Origin of the sequence: Rhizobium sp. F40D2 (assembly GCF_051810745.2) — a bacterium.
In the GTDB taxonomy this organism is placed as follows: domain Bacteria; phylum Pseudomonadota; class Alphaproteobacteria; order Rhizobiales; family Rhizobiaceae; genus Rhizobium.
The window spans coordinates 4,307,185-4,322,990 of sequence record NZ_CM131436.1 but is presented as its reverse complement, the minus strand read 5'-3'; the positions used below and the strand labels follow the sequence as shown (position 1 = coordinate 4,322,990).

The following is a 15,806-nucleotide window of genomic DNA, read 5'->3' as shown; positions in this document are numbered from 1 at the left end:
GATTCGAAAATCCGATCTGTTAGGATGCAACCATGGAACCCGAAGTCGGCCCCCATCCCACGCTCCGCGATCTCGCCTCCGAGATTGGAACCGGCGCACTCGACTGGATGTTTTATCGACGCTGGCGACTATCCGACGGTTGGCTCTCGGATGAAGAGTCTCAAAGAGCGCCCGAAATATTCCACGATCCGCTTGCGCAGAATATGAGACGCGCCGTCATAAGCGAGCGGTATGATGGGCTCGTCATGGCTGAATTGGGCTGGAAGCCGCCAGACAAGTCGTCCGCATCATAACTGTCCGGCAACGATTTGCACAATTTGCTCGTCGCTCCAGTCGACCGCCGGCCGCTGCTAAGACCTCAAACCCGGTGCAGCGCGTCTTGGGATTTGAGCGTAAGTTGAAATCGATAATGGGCCGAACATCGTCAATCGAGCACTGATCGGGCAGGTGCGATCAGAACACCGCTCTGATGTCCGTTGTCAATGCTTTGGGCATGAGGAACCGACCGCCCAAACGAACGGCTGTTCCGGTGATCGCGTATGGGTGGAGGCGGAACTCAAGGACGTCGGTGATCAAGCTCTGATGCGCGGGTTGGATACCGCATTCCCGATAATGCGTCCGGGGCTGTTCCTATCTTACTGCGGGCGTCGGACAATGCCGGCCACAAAGCGTCTGACGGATGTTCCCCTGCCGTTGTCCCGCCTCCGCCCATGCGCGAGGTGCAAGTTCGCTGCGGTGACCTATGTCCTGATCGCCTGCGCCTCCCTTGCAACGGCCCACATGAAGCCGGCCAATTCTCGGGCAATTGCGGTGCAAACCACCGTTGTCCGTTTTCCCCGCGCGGCCAGCAGGCGATATCGAGCCGTCAATCGGCTCTGAGCCTTCCACGCGATCTCTCTGACTACTGGCGGCGCTGCCTCCAGCCGGTATAGCTTTCTCGCGCCGACCTTCGGCGGATGGCGATAAGTCCACGCGCTCTCGACCAGCATGTGCCGAACCCGACCGTTGCCTGCCTTTGTGATCGAGCCCCGTCTGACCGTCTCACCCGTTGATCGCTCACCAGGGACCAAGCCGAGATAACCCATCAATTGGCGCGGGCTCTCGAAACGGCTGACGTCACCGACTTCCGTGGCGAAGGTGACGGCGACGATCAGATCAACCCCTCGCAGCGTCTGCAGCGCTCGGATGACTGGAGCCAGAGACCAATTCGGGACGAATTCCTCAATTACTCTCTCCAGCCGTCCGACGCGCTCTTTCGAGATGCGGACCGCCTCGACCATCTCCTGCAAGGCGATCTGATGTGCCGGATGATCAAACTGTTGCTCCTGCAGCCAGCAAAGGTATCGCATCGTCCAGCCCTTCTTGCGTGGATAAATCCGACCGTGTTTGAGCATGAAGGCACTTATTTGCTGCCGGTGAACTCGTAACGTCTCGACAGCCGCAGCTCGAGCGCGAACGAGGTCGCGCATCGCCTCATGACCCTCGTCGGGAACCCACACCGCCGTGAGCTCGCCGGCCCTCAATAGCCGGGCGAGCGCGAGTGCATCTCGACGGTTCGTCTTTACTCTGTCGCCCGGCTTCCTGGGGATCAATGACGGAGCGACGACCACACATTCATGGCCGAGCGATCGGATCAGCCGATGCAGCCCGTATCCGGTTGGTCCGGCCTCGTAGCAGAAATGCACGCGGTCAAACTTTGCAGCTAATCGCTGGATGATGCGGCGCATGCTTGCATCCGATGCATCAACCTCACCCCAGAAGCGAATTTCTCCCTCCCGGCCGGATTCGGCGACAGCAATCGCATTCTTCCGCTTGGCAACATCGATTCCAACGAACACTTCTCTATAATCTGCCACGGCTCGTCCTCCTGTGATGAGGATCGGCTCGGCCTATCCGAGCAACCCTCGGAAGACCAGTGTAGGGCGAGCCACCTCAGCCACGAAGACGGACATACGGTCTTACCAACAACCTGGCCGCCGACAATGTCTATATGAGAAGCGCTACCCCGCAAGCCGAAGACTGCCCCGCCGTCGCCGCCGAACCTGTTCCCGCGCGGCCGGCTATCCACTACATCCCAAATCCAATCACGGTCGCTGGGCTGACACCGCGCATTCGGAACGAGATCGCGCTGCGTGATTCCGCCAGGAAGGCGCTGTCGAAGGTCGAAACTCTCGTCGCCGGGTTCGTTGGGGAGAAGCGAGCTGAGCGCCTGTCTGACGCTGATATCGATGAGCTGTTCGTGATCGAACTGCCGATCCAATTGCGGGTATCGGAATGATGGCGGCAGGATCCGAGTGTCGTACGAGGCCGCCATCGTCGATCGTCAGGCGTAGCCTCGGCTAGTCGAGCCGCTTGCATTCATACTTCCATGGATCACTGACCACGGTGTCGAAGTCTGTGAGACCTCCACCCGTAGTATATGCCGACCGCACGTTGGCGAAGTCCATATCCAGCATCATCACAGGGGAGTCGAAAGGGTTGTCGGAATAGTCTGTGATTACGCCGACGACCCGTAGTGTATCCTTTGATCGCCAGACGATCTTCCAATCGGATCCTGTGGGGATCGGGAACTTCCCCGTCCGGTTCTCTTCAGGCTGCTTCGTAAGGTTTATCTTCAAGCTTCCGGCATCCATGTCCGCCGTGATCGTGTAGACGAAGCGTTCTTCCTTGTAGCCGTCGGAGCCGATCTGGTATCGCTCGCACTCCATGGCCTTGGTCGCGGCCAGCGCGGGCGTCGTCGTGACAACGGCCATTGCCGTTGCGGCAAGCAAACATCTCAGCATTTAGTCCCTCATGTAATCCAGGCGGCACTGGGCGACACGCTCGGCTGTGGACACTGGATCCGACAGCACTTTGTCGATCCACTCGTTCTGCTCTGGCGAGACCATAGCCACCTTCACCATCGCTCGGCCATCGTTTTCAAATATCGCCTGTGGCAAGACGCCTCTGTCTTTCCATTCATTCATAATGTCGATCATCGCCATGGTGTGCGGCATGAATGCCATCAGCTTGGTAATGTTGTGCCCAGCCTCCCGGATGTCCGTGGCGAGAGTGACCAGCGCAATCTGGCTGGCAGTTGCAAATTCGTTGTATCCGCTGCCAAGGCTGATGAGAGAGAACGCGTGGCCGTATGGGGTCAGATCGTAGCCGAGGTGATGCGTGATCTTCCTGACGTTCTCGAGGCGCTCCTCATTCACATCATCATCTGATCCCTGCGGCGTATCGGTTTGAAGAAGCCGCCGCCCTTTCTCGGTCGCGAAGAAGAACGTTGTGTCGTCCTCGCCACGTAGCCTCTTGAAGAACCCTGCAGGCTGCCGAGCGCTGTCGATAGCGTCCCCCGCCACGAGATGCGCGATAGGATCAGTGAGATCCCGCTCGCGAACTCCGACAGCCACGGCGACTTCGTTCCAGGTTAGCGGCGCAACTCGCATGCGTTGACCACGCACCGAGACCTCCATGCGTCTTTCGGGATGGCCGGCAGCGATAGCAGCAAGCAGCCTCTTTTCGAGGGCATTCATTGGGGGTGGATATCCCATGATCACCTCGACACCAGAACAACGAAGATGGCCGCCAGGCCTATGGCGGTGACCGCAGCGATATTCTTCAGGTGCTTCTCGATCTTCTTCACCGTAGCCCCAGAGACAGGCTCGAACGGCGTTGCCGGCTGATAGATGCCATCCTCGTCAATGGTCGCGGTTGGTGCTGCCGGCACAGCGTTTGGCTGATACACGACCTGCAGCGTCTCGACGCGAGCTCGTGCCGTCCCCCAGTCCTGATTCTTCCCTCTCATCAGCATGCCGTAGTCCTTCCGGTTCCACGGCTCCGCAAGACTTGCATCCACTTCGTATTCGAAGAGCTCGAGCAGAACCCGCATCAGGCCCTTCTTGACGGGAGCGGACGTCACCGACAGGCGCTGCAGCAGACCGTTGAACTCGGTCTCGTCCATATAAGCTTCGAGGCAGAGATACGGCTTCTTGTGTTCCGACGGCCACGAATCCTTTTGTGGATCGATATAGAGCAGCATCCCCGGCTCCTCTTCCATCAGGCCATTCTCCGGGACATCGGTGGAAGACATACCCGAATAGCGTATGCCGTCCGAAACCGTGGCGCGCCGCGTGCCGCCGACGTGGCCCTTAGGCAGCGGCTTAACCATGACCTCGGTGATCTCGTCGAATCTTGCTATCTCGCCATCCATCCTAAAGACCGTGATCCTGTCCTTCATCTCGCCGCGCGCCGTGATGATTGAGCGCAGCTTGTAGTTCCGATCCTCGGGGTCTTTCAGCTTTTCCTGCCATTCGGCCGCGTGGCTGATGCGGATGTCGAACAGATCCAGGTATACGGCCTGCGGGACGCAAGTGCTCATGAACGGTCGTCCGTCGTTGAGCTTCTTTTCGTGATGGATCGTGAATGGGTTGGCGAGGACGGCGCCTTCAAGCTTCGAGAAGTGAGACATGTAGAAAATATTCCCCAAGAGTTTTGGACGGTAATCAGGGACTACTTTTCCGGCAATCAGAATCCTGCCAGCGTTTGCGCCGCGCGTGTCAGCGCACACCGGCAACGCCTCGCCACTGAGCATGCCGTCACACGGACTCATAGCTCCCGCGACAATCTGCGCCTTCAGGATGCAAACGTCGACATGAATTCATACTGCCGAAAGCGTGTGCTACTGATCGACCTTTAATCGATAGGAAGACGCAGATGAGTTCGGTCAAGGAATACATGCACGAGCTTTGGTCGCAACGCGACGTCGAGGTCAACTTCCTTTGCCCTCACTGCAGGAACCCGACATCCGCGTGGCTCAAAGTCCCCGATCGACATCAATTCCGGCAGAAACCCAGCAACTGCTTGGCCGCGCGTCGGTTGTCGATGGTGACACCAATGAGATTGCCGGGCGGCGGATTAGGCTGAACGGTGTCGACGCGCCGGAGAGTTGGCAGGTGTGCCAGGACGGCGCCAGGAAGCCCTACCGTTGAGGTAAGGAAGCTGCGTTCGCGTTGGACGACTTCCTATCGAAATCGCGCCCGACCAGTTGTAAGGCGCACGACACGGACAGATACGGCCGCGTTGTTGCCGATTGCACTAGAGCGGACGGGACAAGCGTGAATTCCTGGCTGGTCCGACGTGGCTGGGTGATCGATTGGGTGCGATATTCGAACGGCGCGTTCAAAGCGGATCAGATTGCTGCCAAATCCGCACATGCGGGCATCTGGCGGGGGACCTTCGAACTTCCATGTGAAGCAAGGGCATCGAGATCAAAGCGGAAGGCAGCCTGCTGAGCCGCTGACTTCGGCAGGCGACGTTACGTCCCACCAACGCTCGAACAACGCGGTTAAAGCGAGTTCGCATGCAGGGTCTCGCCTTCCTTCGAAACGATAGTGGAACCGTACGGCTCGCGCGACGTGATCATGATCGCATCGTTCGATGCCGGCCGCGCGAGTTGCTGGGCCTCTTCCCACGGTGCCGACATCCAGACGTCCGTCTCCTCCTTTGTCAGCAGTAGGACAGGCATCGCCTTTTCGTGGATCGGCTTGACGACATCGTTCGGGTCAGTCGTGAGGAATCCGTAGAGATCGTCAGTCGTTAGTCCGTCCCTGACCTTCCGGACGCTCTCCCATCGTGGCACGTGGATGCCGGCGAAGAACATGAGCGGTTTGCTTTCGTCTCGGCCGAACCACGAATTGGGAATCTTTCCTCCCGGTTCCTGGCTAGCGGGATCTGGTTCGGCGAAGGTCGTGACGGGGACGATGCACCTGTGCTCGATGCCGAACCAGCGCTTCCAGTGCGGGAGATTGAGCTTCCGGATGTTGGTAACGCCCCTATCAGGCTCCATCCGGATGAGTTGGTCGAGGTCAACCGTTTCGCCCTTCGCTCTCCGTTTTGCGGCGCGGTCTTCGGCCGCCTTCTTTTGGACGAACAGCGGGGAGGGCAAGCCCCATCGCGCGTGGACGAGTTGCTTGCGGCCATCCATCGTATTCTGGACGATTGGACCCATCTGGTCCGGGTTCATTTGGTAGGCAGGCATCAGGTTGATCATGCTCTCGGCATCGATCGCCCATTTTCTGATCCAGTCCTTGTCTTCCATTCGGTATAGATTGCACATCAGCCACCTCACGGTCGTTTCGGGAAGGGAGCGTAACCGGCAGCTCGATGACTGCCAACCATGCCTCTCGCGAAAATTGGAAATGTCGCTGCTCTTCCAATTCTTGGCCTGACAAAAAATTTTCTGGAGCGATTGTCTGCAGTCTTGCCTACGCCGCTGATTCAATGAGGAAATCTTTTGAATCCCTAAAATAGTGAGACGAATTTCCTGGTTCTGCCTGTCTTGACGTCGCCGCTGGGAAGGAACATCCCGAGAACATCCGCTTTATGACATGAAGTCGTCCCCTATTCTCATCGCGATTTCGGAAGGATCTGCAAACGATGTCCGCTGCCCGCGAGCATGTTCTTGCTGACCTCCGCGAACGCATCGCTGCTCTCGACGGTAGAGTGGCGATGCGGGTCGGCTGTCTGCCGTTCGGCGTGCCCGAGATCGATTGCGTTCTACCGGGAGGCGGTCTCGCTCATGGCGCGCTGCATGAATTCGCAGGTGGAGGAACGGGCACTGTGGACGGTGCGGCCGCAGCTCTGTTCGCTGCCGGGATAGCTGCGCGCACGAAGGGACAGATTGCCTGGTGCCTGACAAGGCCCGATCTCTTCATGCCTGCGTTGGCGCAGGCCGGACTTCATCCCAAGCGGGTAGTCTTCGTCGAAGGCGACAAGGAGGAGGACGTTTTGGCATCCATGGAGGAGTGTCTATCCTACGGCGGCCTCGGGGCAGTCGTGGGCGAACTCGTCCGGCTGCCGATGACGGCTTCGCGCCGCCTACAGCTTGCCGCAGAGAAGACCGGAACAATGGCCATCGCCGTAAGGCGCTGGAGGCGTCAGACCGAGGCTAGCGACTTCGGCCAGCCAACCGCTTCGACCACTAGGTGGAGGGTCAGCGTGCTGCCATCGGAGGACCTTCCGGTTCCTGGGGTCGGTCGGGCAAGGTGGCTTTTGGAATTGATGAGATCGCGTGCGGGCGAGCGTGCTGAGTTTGAAATTGGAGCCTGCAATGACAAGGGTCGTATCCATCTATCTCCCGGATCTGGCCACCGATCGAGTACGTCGGACCGATCCTTCTATTCCGCCTGAGCAAGCGATCGCGGTCATCGCAAAGTCGGGGTCAAAGCGCTGGGTTTCCGCAGCCGACGATGCCGCAAGGAGGGCCGGAGTGCGCGCAGGCATGCCTGCCGCGAAGGCGCAGGCGATTTTCCGCAATTTGATGCTGGTCGATGCGGATCCTGCCGCCGACGCCGCTGCGCTTCGACGGATCGCGCTGTGGGCGCTGAGCGTCTACTCCCCGATCGTCGCCATTGATGGAATTGACGGTATCGTCATGGATACCGAGGGCGCCGACCATCTGCAGGGTGGCGAGGAGCCGATGCTCACTCGCGTCGCCAATCAGTTCCGCGCGAAGGGATTGACGGCCCGCGTCGCCGTGGCGGATACGCGGGGAGCAGCTCACGCCTGCGCACGTGCGATCAGTCGGGAGATCGTCATCGTGCCGCGTGGCGTTACCGTGAAGGCGGTTGAGAATCTGCCAGTATCGCTGTTGCGACTCCCGGAAAAGATCGTCGGTGATCTGCGGACGCTGGGCTTCCAGAGCGTCGGAGAGCTTGCGAACACCGCCCGCGCTCCGCTGGCGCTGCGGTTTGGTCCCGAGATCGGCAGGAGGCTGGATCAGATGTTCGGCCGCGTCTCCGAGCCCATCGATCCCATCCGTGATCCCGAACAGGTAGAGGTCTCGCGCGCTTTCGCCGAACCCATCGGAGCCGCCGAGACCATCGATAAGTATGTCGGACGTCTCGTCGTCCAGCTCGTCGGCGAGCTTCAGAAGAAGGGCCTCGGGGTCCGCCGCACCGACCTTATCGTCGAAAAGGTCGACGGCACCCGACAGGCGATCCGCGCCGGCACAGCCAAGCCAGCGCGCGATGTCACCTGGCTGACGAAACTTTTCAGGGATCGCACCGAGAAGATTGAGCCGGGGTTTGGGATCGAGAAGCTGACGCTCGTCGTCGTCATGTCGGAGCCGCTTGAAGAGGAGCAGAAGTCGTCTTCGCTTGTCGAGGAAGAGACGTCCGACATCACGCCGCTGATCGACATCTTGGGCAATCGCGGCCAGCGGGTCTACCGCGTCGCGCCCGTGGCATCGGATGTTCCGGAACGCAGCGTCGCCCGGACAGCTCCGGCGGTCGACGAGATCGAAGGGAGCTGGCTGCATCACTGGCGGCGACCCGTCCGGCTGCTGGATCGTCCCGATCATATCACGGCGATCGCACTGCTGCCCGATCATCCGCCACGCAGCATCACGTGGCGGGGAAGGAAGCATAACGTGAAACGGGCCGATGGGCCGGAGCGTGTCTTCGGAGAATGGTGGAAGCGCGACAGCGAGTTCGACGCCGTCCGCGACTATTTCGTCATCGAGAACGAGATTGGCGAGCGCTACTGGATCTTCCGGTCGGGGGACGGCATCGATCCCGAGACCGGATCCCACAAGTGGTTCATTCATGGAATCTTCGCATGAAGTACGCCGAGCTCCAGGTCACGACACATTTCAGCTTCCTTCGGGGCGCGAGCAGCGCCGATGAGCTGTTCGCGACCGCCAAGGAGCTTGGGATCGAGGCCGTGGGCGTCGTTGACCGCAACAGCCTCGCCGGGATCGTCCGCGCCCTGGAAGCCTCTCGCGCCACGGGTGTCCGACTTGTCGTCGGCTGTCGGCTCGACCTGCAGGACGGAATGTCGATCCTCGTCTACCCGACGAACCGGGGCGCATATTCCCGGTTGACCCGCCTGCTGACCCTTGGCAAGGGCAGGGGCGGCAAGAACAACTGCATCCTTCATCTCGACGATGTCGCGCTCTACGCCGAGGGCCTAATCGGAATCCTTGTGCCAGATCTTCCTGACGACACCTGCGCCGTCCAGCTCCGGAAGATGTCGGAGATCTTTGGCAACCGGGCCTATGTCTCGCTCGCTCTCCGCCGCCGGCCAAACGATCAGTTGCGCCTGCACGAGATTTCGAACCTCGCAGCGAAGTTCAAGGTTCGCACCGTGGTGACGAACGATGTGCTGTTTCACGAACCCAGCCGCCGCCAGCTCCAGGACGTGGTCACCTGCATCCGCAACAACACCACGATCGACGAGGTCGGTTTTGAGCGCGAGCGGCATGCCGACAGACACCTGAAGCCACCCGAGGAGATGGAACGCCTTTTCCCACGCTATCCGGAGGCGCTTGCCCGCACGATGGAGGTCGTGGAACGCTGCAAGTTCTCGCTGGAAGAGTTGACCTACCAGTATCCCGAGGAAGCCATCGTCCCGGACATGAGTGCCCAGCAGTCGCTCGAGCATTACGTCCGCGAATGCATCCCGATCCGATATCCCGAAGGCATGCCGCGGAAGGTGTTGCGAGCGGTGCGCCATGAACTCGACCTCATCAAGGAGATGAAGTACGCACCGTACTTCCTGACGGTCTTCAGCATCGTGAAGTTCGCCCGCTCGCAGGGCATCTTATGTCAGGGGCGGGGATCGGCTGCCAACAGCGCCATCTGCTACATCCTCGGGATCACGAGCATCGACCCGGAAACGAACGACCTGCTGTTCGAGCGCTTCGTCTCGAAGGAACGCGATGAACCACCTGACATCGACGTGGACTTTGAGCACGAGCGCCGCGAGCAGGTCATCCAGTGGATCTACAAGACCTACGGCACGGACAAGGCCGCTCTCTGCTCGACGGTGACCCGCTACCGGGCAAAAGGCGCAATCAGAGATGTCGGCAAAGCCCTCGGTTTGCCCGAGGACGTGATCAAGGCGCTGTCATCCGGGATGTGGTCGTGGTCCGAGGAACTGCCTGACCAGAACATCAGGGAACTTAACCTCAATCCCAGCGACCGTCGTCTTGCGCTGACCCTGAAGCTCGCCCGGCAGCTCATGGGAGCCCCCCGCCATCTTGGGCAGCACCCCGGCGGTTTCGTCCTCACTCATGACAGGCTGGACGATCTCGTTCCCATCGAACCCGCGACGATGAAGGACCGACAGATCATCGAGTGGGATAAGGATGACGTGGAGGCGCTCAAGTTCATGAAGGTGGACGTGCTCGCGCTCGGCATGCTGACGTGCATGAACAAAGCATTCGATCTGATCCGGGAGCATAAGGACGAGGATCTCGATCTTGCGAAGATCCCTCAGGAGGACGCGGCCACCTATGCGATGATCCGCAAGGCCGACACGCTCGGAACGTTTCAGATCGAAAGCCGGGCGCAGATGTCGATGCTGCCGCGTCTGAAGCCGGAGACCTTCTACGACCTCGTCATTCAGGTCGCAATTGTCCGGCCCGGCCCGATCCAAGGCAACATGGTGCATCCCTATCTTCGCCGGCGCGAGGGCAAGGAGAAGCCTGAATATCCAACTCCGGAACTGGAAGCGGTTCTCGGTAGGACGCTGGGTGTCCCGCTCTTTCAGGAGAGCGCCATGAAGGTCGCCATGGTCTGCGCCGGGTTCACGGGCGGCGAGGCCGACCAACTCAGGAAGAGCATGGCAACTTTCAAGTTCACGGGCGGCGTGTCCAGGTTCAAGGACAAGCTGGTATCGGGGATGATCAAAAATGGCTACTCATCAGAATTCGCGGAGAAGACATTCGGCCAGCTCGAAGGATTCGGATCATACGGATTCCCGGAAAGCCACGCGGCATCGTTCGCTCTCATCGCCTATGCGAGCAACTACGTGAAGTGTCACTTCCCCGATGTCTTCTGCGCGGCACTGCTGAACTCACAGCCGATGGGTTTTTATGCGGCGGCTCAGATCGTCGGCGACGCCAAAAATCACGGCGTAGAGGTCCGCCCGATCTGCATCAACAAATCCCGGTGGGACTGCACGCTCGAGCGCATCGGCGGTGGCGATCGTGATGCTGTCCGGCTCGGCATGCGAATGGTCAGGGGACTGGCGGTTGCCGATGCGGCGCGGATCGTTGCTGCCCGCATGAACGGGGAATTCGAAAGCGTCGATGACGTTTGGCGGCGGTCGAATGTGCCGACGGAGGCCCTCGACCAACTTGCCGAAGCAGATGCCTTCCTACCATCCCTCAAACTTCAGCGGCGCGATGCGATCTGGGCCATCAAAGCGCTGCGTGACGAGCCGCTACCACTGTTTGCTGCCGCTGCCGAGCGCGAGGCAAAGGTGATCCCGGAGCAGCAAGAGCCTGAAGTCCATCTGCGGCAGATGACCAAAGGACATAACGTCGTCCAAGACTACGGCCACGTTGGCCTGACGCTCCGCGACCATCCGATCACGTTCCTTCGCCGGGATCTGCAGAAACGAAACATCGTCACCTGCTCGGAGGCCATGAATGCGCGCGATGGTCGCTGGCTCATGGCCGCCGGCTTAGTCCTAGTCCGGCAGATGCCTGGCTCCGCGAAAGGAGTGATGTTCATCACGATCGAAGACGAAACTGGGCCCGCGAACATCGTCGTCTGGCCGTCGCTCTTTGAAAAGCGGCGCCGTGTCGTGCTCGGGTCTTCGATGATGGCCATCAATGGCCGGATACAGCGCGAGGGAGAGGTCGTCCATCTCGTCGCGCAGATGCTCTTCGACCTGTCTGGCGACCTGTCTGGTTTGGCCGACCGTGACAGCGAATTCAAGTTGCCGGCGGGCAGGGGAGACGAGTTCGCGCACGAATCCGCTGGAAGCCCCGATTCACGAGACAGGCCGAAGACAGTGCCGCAGGCGCGAGATATCTTTGTGCCGTTATGCCGAACTCGGCATAATCTGACTTATCCCGAGCCGGATACTATGCCGAGCGCATTCCCCAAAGCCCGAGATTTCCGGTAAACCAAGCTCACTGGCTCGACATAGTAGCTTGTCTCCGCAACTTCAACTTAGCGGAGACGACATAAATGACCGTACCTTCTTTCGCGGGGATGCAGTGCTGGAAGCTGATCGAAGACTGGCCGCATCGGCAAAGTGTGGATGCCCTCGTCCTATCAATGATGGATAAGGGCTACACTCGGGAGTCCATCATCCGATCTGTCCGGCTCGTTGGCGGTTTCATCAAGTTCCAGATCGATCACCACAAGGCAGAGCCTGGAAGGATCGAGCTTGCTGATTTCGGCCTTTTTATCGCCAGGCGAGTAGCTGAAGGGAAGCTTGAGAATGGCAATCGAGCGACGCTGCGACGGCTGCAGGTCGAGCTTGTCGCTGCTGGTGCCCTGTGCCCAGCGGCGGAGCCAGCGCACCACGCCGAGGCGGTCTTGGCTCTTTACCGCGCGGAACTCCGTCGCAGAGGCTATTCGAAGCAATCGATTTCTGGACACATGTGGTGTGCCCGTCGCTTTCTTTTGGGGGTCTGGGACGATCATTCAGATATTTCTCAACTCACGCACATCGAAGTGCGGGCCTATCTGACCAGAAGCTTTGCGGGTTGCTCAAGCAACAGCCTTGGAACCTGGTTCGGGCACATCCGGGTTTTGCTTCGATTCCTGCACAGTTCAGGACACATCGAGCAAAACCTATCTGCGGCAGTGCCGAGCCCGAGGAACCTGCGTTTCTCGACGTTGCCTGCATATATGAGCGTCGCGCAACTCGATGCCGTTTTGAAGAACTGCGATCTTTCCACGGTATCTGGACGCAGAGACCATGCCGTTCTCCTGCTGTTATCGAGGCTTGGGTTGCGTGCAAGCGAGGTGGCCCTTTTGTCGCTCGATGATATCGATTGGCAGTCCGGGCTCCTTCGGGTTCATGGCAAGGGCGGCAGGGTTGCGACCATGCCTTTACCGAGTGATGTCGGAGCGGCAATCGCGGATTACATCCTGAACGGGCGGCCGATATCCGGGTCCCGGACGATATTTCATAGGGTTGTAACCCCGTGCACGCCGTTCGCGACGGCGACGCCGGTCATTCTGATCGCTCGCAGGTCCCTAAAGCGGGCGGGGGTTACGGGCACCAGGTCTCACCATGCCCATATCTTCCGGCACACCTTTGCAACGGTTGCCGTTAGGTCGGGCGTGGGCATGACCGAACTTGCTCAGCTCCTTCGCCACAAGGACCCTAGCACCACCCGGATATATGCCAAGTTCGATATCGAGCGCCTTCGATCTCTTTCACGGCCATGGATAGGAGAAGTCCTATGATGGAGATGGCCGAAGCCCTTGAACAATACCTGACCCTGCGACGCTCGCTTGGGTTCAAGCTCCAGAGCCAGGAAAGCCGACTTCGCAATTTCGTGCGATATGCGGCAGCTCATGGGGAGCAGCGGATCACCGCAAAGATTGCAGTCGATTGGGCAGGCCACCAGTGTGGACCTGCGACGTGGTCATCGCGCCTGTCGACCGTCAGATCATTTGCCCGCCATGTTCAGGTGGTCGACCCCCTGACAGAGATACCGCCCTCTCAAATCTTTCCCCCACAACGAAGGCCTCGCCCATTCGTCTATTCTGACGAACAGATCGCTGATCTGATGAAGTCAATGATCGACCTTCATCCCGGAAGCTTCCGGGGGCCGACCTATCACTATTTCTTCGGTTTGCTGGCGTCGACCGGGCTTCGGTTCTCCGAGGCGGCGCGGTTGCTCCGGACGGACGCTGGTCTGGAAACGGGCACGTTGACGATCCGCGCGACGAAGTTCGGGAAGACCCGTATCGTCCCGTTGCACCCGAGCACGACGTTGGCGCTTCAACGATATGCGTCTATGCGAGACGAACAGCCGATCAGGCAGGCGAGCGACTACTTTTTCGTGGGAGATCGCGGGAAAGCTCTGATCCATGCCAACCCGCACTTTTCTTTCATCCTATGGACGCGTCGGGCGGGCCTGCGACAAGCGGACGAGCGTAGCGGCCCCCGTATACATGACCTTCGGCACACCTTCGCCGTTCGGACATTGCTCACCTGGTATCAGGCAGGCGAAGATATCGACCGACGCTTGCCGGAGCTATCGACTTATCTCGGGCACAATCATTCCGACGCGACCTACTGGTATCTGAGCGCCCATCCCGATCTCCTGGATGAAGCAAAGCGTCGACTGGAAGCCAAGTGGGAGGCCGTCCAATGACAAATCCTCTCCCAAGGCTGATCGAACGCTTTTTTACCCAGCGTCTTGCCCGCCAACGTAATGTCAGCCCACACACAATCGCCTCCTATCGGGATACATTTAAACTCTTCCTGAAGTTCGCCCATCGTCGAACCGGCAGGTATCCGTCCGATCTGCAATTGGATGACTTCAATGCGGAGCTGGTGGTAGCGTTCCTCGACGAGTTGGACCTGGAGCGCCATGCCAGTCCGGCGACCTTCAACCTTCGGCTGACGGCAATCCGGTGCTTCTTTCGCTTCCTAGCGTTCGAGGAGCCTGCCTATAGCGGCCAAATCCAGCGTGTCCTCGCGATACCAGGCAAGATCGGGGCGAAGCGCGAGGTCCAGTTTCTCACGAGGACAGAGATCGACGCAATTCTCGCTGCCCCAGACCGGAAGACCTGGCTCGGTCGCAGAGACCACCTCTTGCTGCTGACCGCCGTGCAAACAGGAATGCGCCTGTCCGAGCTGGTCGGGCTTGACCGGGCTGCGATCACGGTCGGGACCGCGGGATATATCCGTTGCTTCGGTAAGGGTCGTAAGGAGCGATGCACCCCGATCACCAAAGTCCTGAATGCCGCACTCACAAGGTGGTTGGATGAGCCGCCCATCGTAAATGGAATGATCCTGTTTCCGACCATTCACGGTGGCCGGATGAGCCCGGATGCAGTCCAATACCTTTTGGCGAAGTACGTACTGGCTGCGTCGAAGACCTGCACCTCGCTTCGCGCAAAGAGAATATCGCCCCATGTTCTTCGACACAGTGCGGCGATGGCACTGCTCGATGCGGGCGTCGACAGCACGGTTATCTCCTTGTGGCTCGGGCACGAATCCACCAAGTCGACACAGCCATATCTACACGCGCATCTGGCTATCAAGGAGGCCGCGCTCGCGAAGATCGAGCCTTTCCATGATTGTTCACCAGGTCGGTTCAGGGCCGGAGACGACCTGCTCTCCTTCCTGGAGAAGCTTTGACCTCTATTGGCCAGTAACATCGCGGCGACGGCCGCGATGTCAGTTAACCCGCAGGCACGCTTCCGAGGCTGGAGGACGTAGGATGTGACTGATCTTCAGGAGACCGCTGCAGCATCGATGGCAAGAATGCGCCAATTGCGGACGTCATTTTGTATTGCTACATTTCAGCGAGTTTAAATTTAAAGAGCGGCATTTTGGGGGAATATTTTCCAATAGAGGTTGGCCTTGTCATCCGCGCCACAGCAAGCGATCTCCATTCGTTTAATTGGGCAACCAATCAGACAATCCAGTGCTACTTTCTACAGCGACGATGCCAAGCATCTGCTGCAGGTTACGTTTGCCGGTCCCTGCATTGTCCGGCTTGTAGATGAATTTCCTTTGAGTACGGAGTACGAGGACGGTCCCGACAAAGGGCTGGTGAGTGAGCATTTTGCTTATCGTGTCGAGGGAGCGACGTTCTACAAGTCCCAATCAGAAATTTGGAAATCCACAGTCGGCTCCCATTTCGGTCCTGTGTGTCACTATCGTTTCGTTACTGGCAACACTTGCTTAGACGTCGTTAGTCCAGCGGAACCAGTATTCAGCATAATTGCTGCAGAAGCCAAAAGCTGAACGCTTATCTGGAATTAACGCCCGCAATGGGCCGAATCCTGCCTTTCAGTGCGAGATATTATGCCGAGCTTGCCAGGCGCTTCACC

The 15,806-nt window shown here is 59.1% G+C and carries 12 protein-coding genes and 1 pseudogene; 8 read left to right on the top strand and 5 right to left on the bottom strand.

Annotation, left to right across the window (positions count from 1 at the left end; all coding sequences use genetic code 11):
• Positions 1-740: 740 nt before the first annotated feature.
• Positions 741-1,856, bottom strand: a complete 1,116-nt coding sequence (locus ACS4RS_RS21045) for an IS110 family transposase (protein WP_439009405.1) — start codon at positions 1,854-1,856, stop codon at positions 741-743.
• 134 nt (positions 1,857-1,990) lie between these two features.
• Here ACS4RS_RS21045 and ACS4RS_RS21040 point away from each other — a divergent pair, with 134 nt between their 5' ends.
• Positions 1,991-2,278, top strand: a complete 288-nt coding sequence (locus tag ACS4RS_RS21040; protein WP_439009406.1) for a hypothetical protein — start codon at positions 1,991-1,993, stop codon at positions 2,276-2,278.
• 61 nt (positions 2,279-2,339) lie between these two features.
• On the opposite strand, the gene ACS4RS_RS21035 is transcribed toward ACS4RS_RS21040, so the two are convergent.
• From ACS4RS_RS21035 to ACS4RS_RS21025, 3 genes are read right to left on the bottom strand one after another with little or no spacing between them, the layout of a single operon-like run.
• Positions 2,340-2,753: a hypothetical protein gene (locus tag ACS4RS_RS21035; RefSeq protein WP_439009407.1), complete on the bottom strand. Its 414-nt coding sequence runs from the start codon at positions 2,751-2,753 to the stop codon at positions 2,340-2,342.
• 30 nt (positions 2,754-2,783) lie between these two features.
• Entirely contained in the window at positions 2,784-3,518 is a 735-nt protein-coding gene (locus tag ACS4RS_RS21030; RefSeq protein WP_439009408.1) for a hypothetical protein, read from the bottom strand.
• Positions 3,519-3,538: 20 nt separating this feature from the next.
• Entirely contained in the window at positions 3,539-4,576 is a 1,038-nt protein-coding gene (locus tag ACS4RS_RS21025) for a hypothetical protein (RefSeq protein WP_439009409.1), read from the bottom strand.
• Positions 4,577-4,985: 409 nt separating this feature from the next.
• Here ACS4RS_RS21025 and ACS4RS_RS21020 point away from each other — a divergent pair.
• Positions 4,986-5,276: pseudogene (locus ACS4RS_RS21020) on the top strand (thermonuclease family protein); the annotation flags it as partial.
• 53 nt (positions 5,277-5,329) lie between these two features.
• Here ACS4RS_RS21020 and ACS4RS_RS21015 read toward each other — a convergent pair.
• On the bottom strand, positions 5,330-6,100 hold the full coding sequence (locus ACS4RS_RS21015) for an SOS response-associated peptidase family protein (RefSeq protein WP_449313978.1): 771 nt from the start codon (positions 6,098-6,100) through the stop codon (positions 5,330-5,332).
• A 320-nt stretch (positions 6,101-6,420) separates the two neighbouring features.
• Here ACS4RS_RS21015 and ACS4RS_RS21010 point away from each other — a divergent pair, with 320 nt between their 5' ends.
• The 6 genes from ACS4RS_RS21010 (at position 6,421) to ACS4RS_RS20985 (ending at position 15,108) form a co-directional block, all read left to right on the top strand.
• The gene (locus tag ACS4RS_RS21010; RefSeq protein WP_439009410.1) at positions 6,421-7,173 is read left to right on the top strand and encodes an ImuA family protein; all 753 of its coding nucleotides are present in this window, start codon (positions 6,421-6,423) and stop codon (positions 7,171-7,173) included.
• Positions 7,094-8,605, top strand: coding sequence for a Y-family DNA polymerase (locus ACS4RS_RS21005; RefSeq protein ID WP_439009411.1), 1,512 nt, complete (start codon positions 7,094-7,096; stop codon positions 8,603-8,605). Before ACS4RS_RS21010 ends, ACS4RS_RS21005 begins: the two co-directional genes overlap by 80 nt.
• Positions 8,602-11,901 carry an error-prone DNA polymerase gene (locus ACS4RS_RS21000; RefSeq protein WP_449313810.1) on the top strand — a complete coding sequence of 1,100 codons (3,300 nt, stop codon included), beginning with the start codon at positions 8,602-8,604 and terminating at the stop codon, positions 11,899-11,901. The genes ACS4RS_RS21005 and ACS4RS_RS21000 overlap by 4 nt, the downstream gene beginning before the upstream one ends.
• Positions 11,902-11,966: 65 nt before the next feature.
• A complete protein-coding gene (locus tag ACS4RS_RS20995) occupies positions 11,967-13,199 on the top strand; it encodes a tyrosine-type recombinase/integrase (RefSeq protein WP_439009412.1) in 1,233 nt (410 codons plus the stop codon).
• Entirely contained in the window at positions 13,196-14,116 is a 921-nt protein-coding gene (locus ACS4RS_RS20990) for a tyrosine-type recombinase/integrase (RefSeq protein ID WP_439009413.1), read from the top strand. The genes ACS4RS_RS20995 and ACS4RS_RS20990 overlap by 4 nt, the downstream gene beginning before the upstream one ends.
• Positions 14,113-15,108, top strand: coding sequence for a tyrosine-type recombinase/integrase (locus tag ACS4RS_RS20985; RefSeq protein ID WP_439009414.1), 996 nt, complete (start codon positions 14,113-14,115; stop codon positions 15,106-15,108). Before ACS4RS_RS20990 ends, ACS4RS_RS20985 begins: the two co-directional genes overlap by 4 nt.
• The last annotated feature ends 698 nt before the right edge of the window (positions 15,109-15,806 follow it).

Bases quoted from the DNA above. Each gene is read 5' to 3' on its own strand.
- ACS4RS_RS20985 (WP_439009414.1), top strand. From the start codon at position 14,113: ATGACAAATCCTCTCCCAAGGCTGATCGAACGCTTTTTTACCCAGCGT.
- ACS4RS_RS21015 (WP_449313978.1), bottom strand. From the start codon at position 6,100: ATGTGCAATCTATACCGAATGGAAGACAAGGACTGGATCAGAAAATGG.
- ACS4RS_RS21010 (WP_439009410.1), top strand. From the start codon at position 6,421: ATGTCCGCTGCCCGCGAGCATGTTCTTGCTGACCTCCGCGAACGCATC.
- ACS4RS_RS21025 (WP_439009409.1), bottom strand. From the start codon at position 4,576: ATGCTCAGTGGCGAGGCGTTGCCGGTGTGCGCTGACACGCGCGGCGCA.
- ACS4RS_RS21005 (WP_439009411.1), top strand. From the start codon at position 7,094: ATGACAAGGGTCGTATCCATCTATCTCCCGGATCTGGCCACCGATCGA.
- ACS4RS_RS21040 (WP_439009406.1), top strand. From the start codon at position 1,991: ATGAGAAGCGCTACCCCGCAAGCCGAAGACTGCCCCGCCGTCGCCGCC.
- ACS4RS_RS20995 (WP_439009412.1), top strand. From the start codon at position 11,967: ATGACCGTACCTTCTTTCGCGGGGATGCAGTGCTGGAAGCTGATCGAA.
- ACS4RS_RS21000 (WP_449313810.1), top strand. From the start codon at position 8,602: ATGAAGTACGCCGAGCTCCAGGTCACGACACATTTCAGCTTCCTTCGG.
- ACS4RS_RS21035 (WP_439009407.1), bottom strand. From the start codon at position 2,753: ATGGCCGTTGTCACGACGACGCCCGCGCTGGCCGCGACCAAGGCCATG.
- ACS4RS_RS21030 (WP_439009408.1), bottom strand. From the start codon at position 3,518: ATGAATGCCCTCGAAAAGAGGCTGCTTGCTGCTATCGCTGCCGGCCAT.
- ACS4RS_RS20990 (WP_439009413.1), top strand. From the start codon at position 13,196: ATGATGGAGATGGCCGAAGCCCTTGAACAATACCTGACCCTGCGACGC.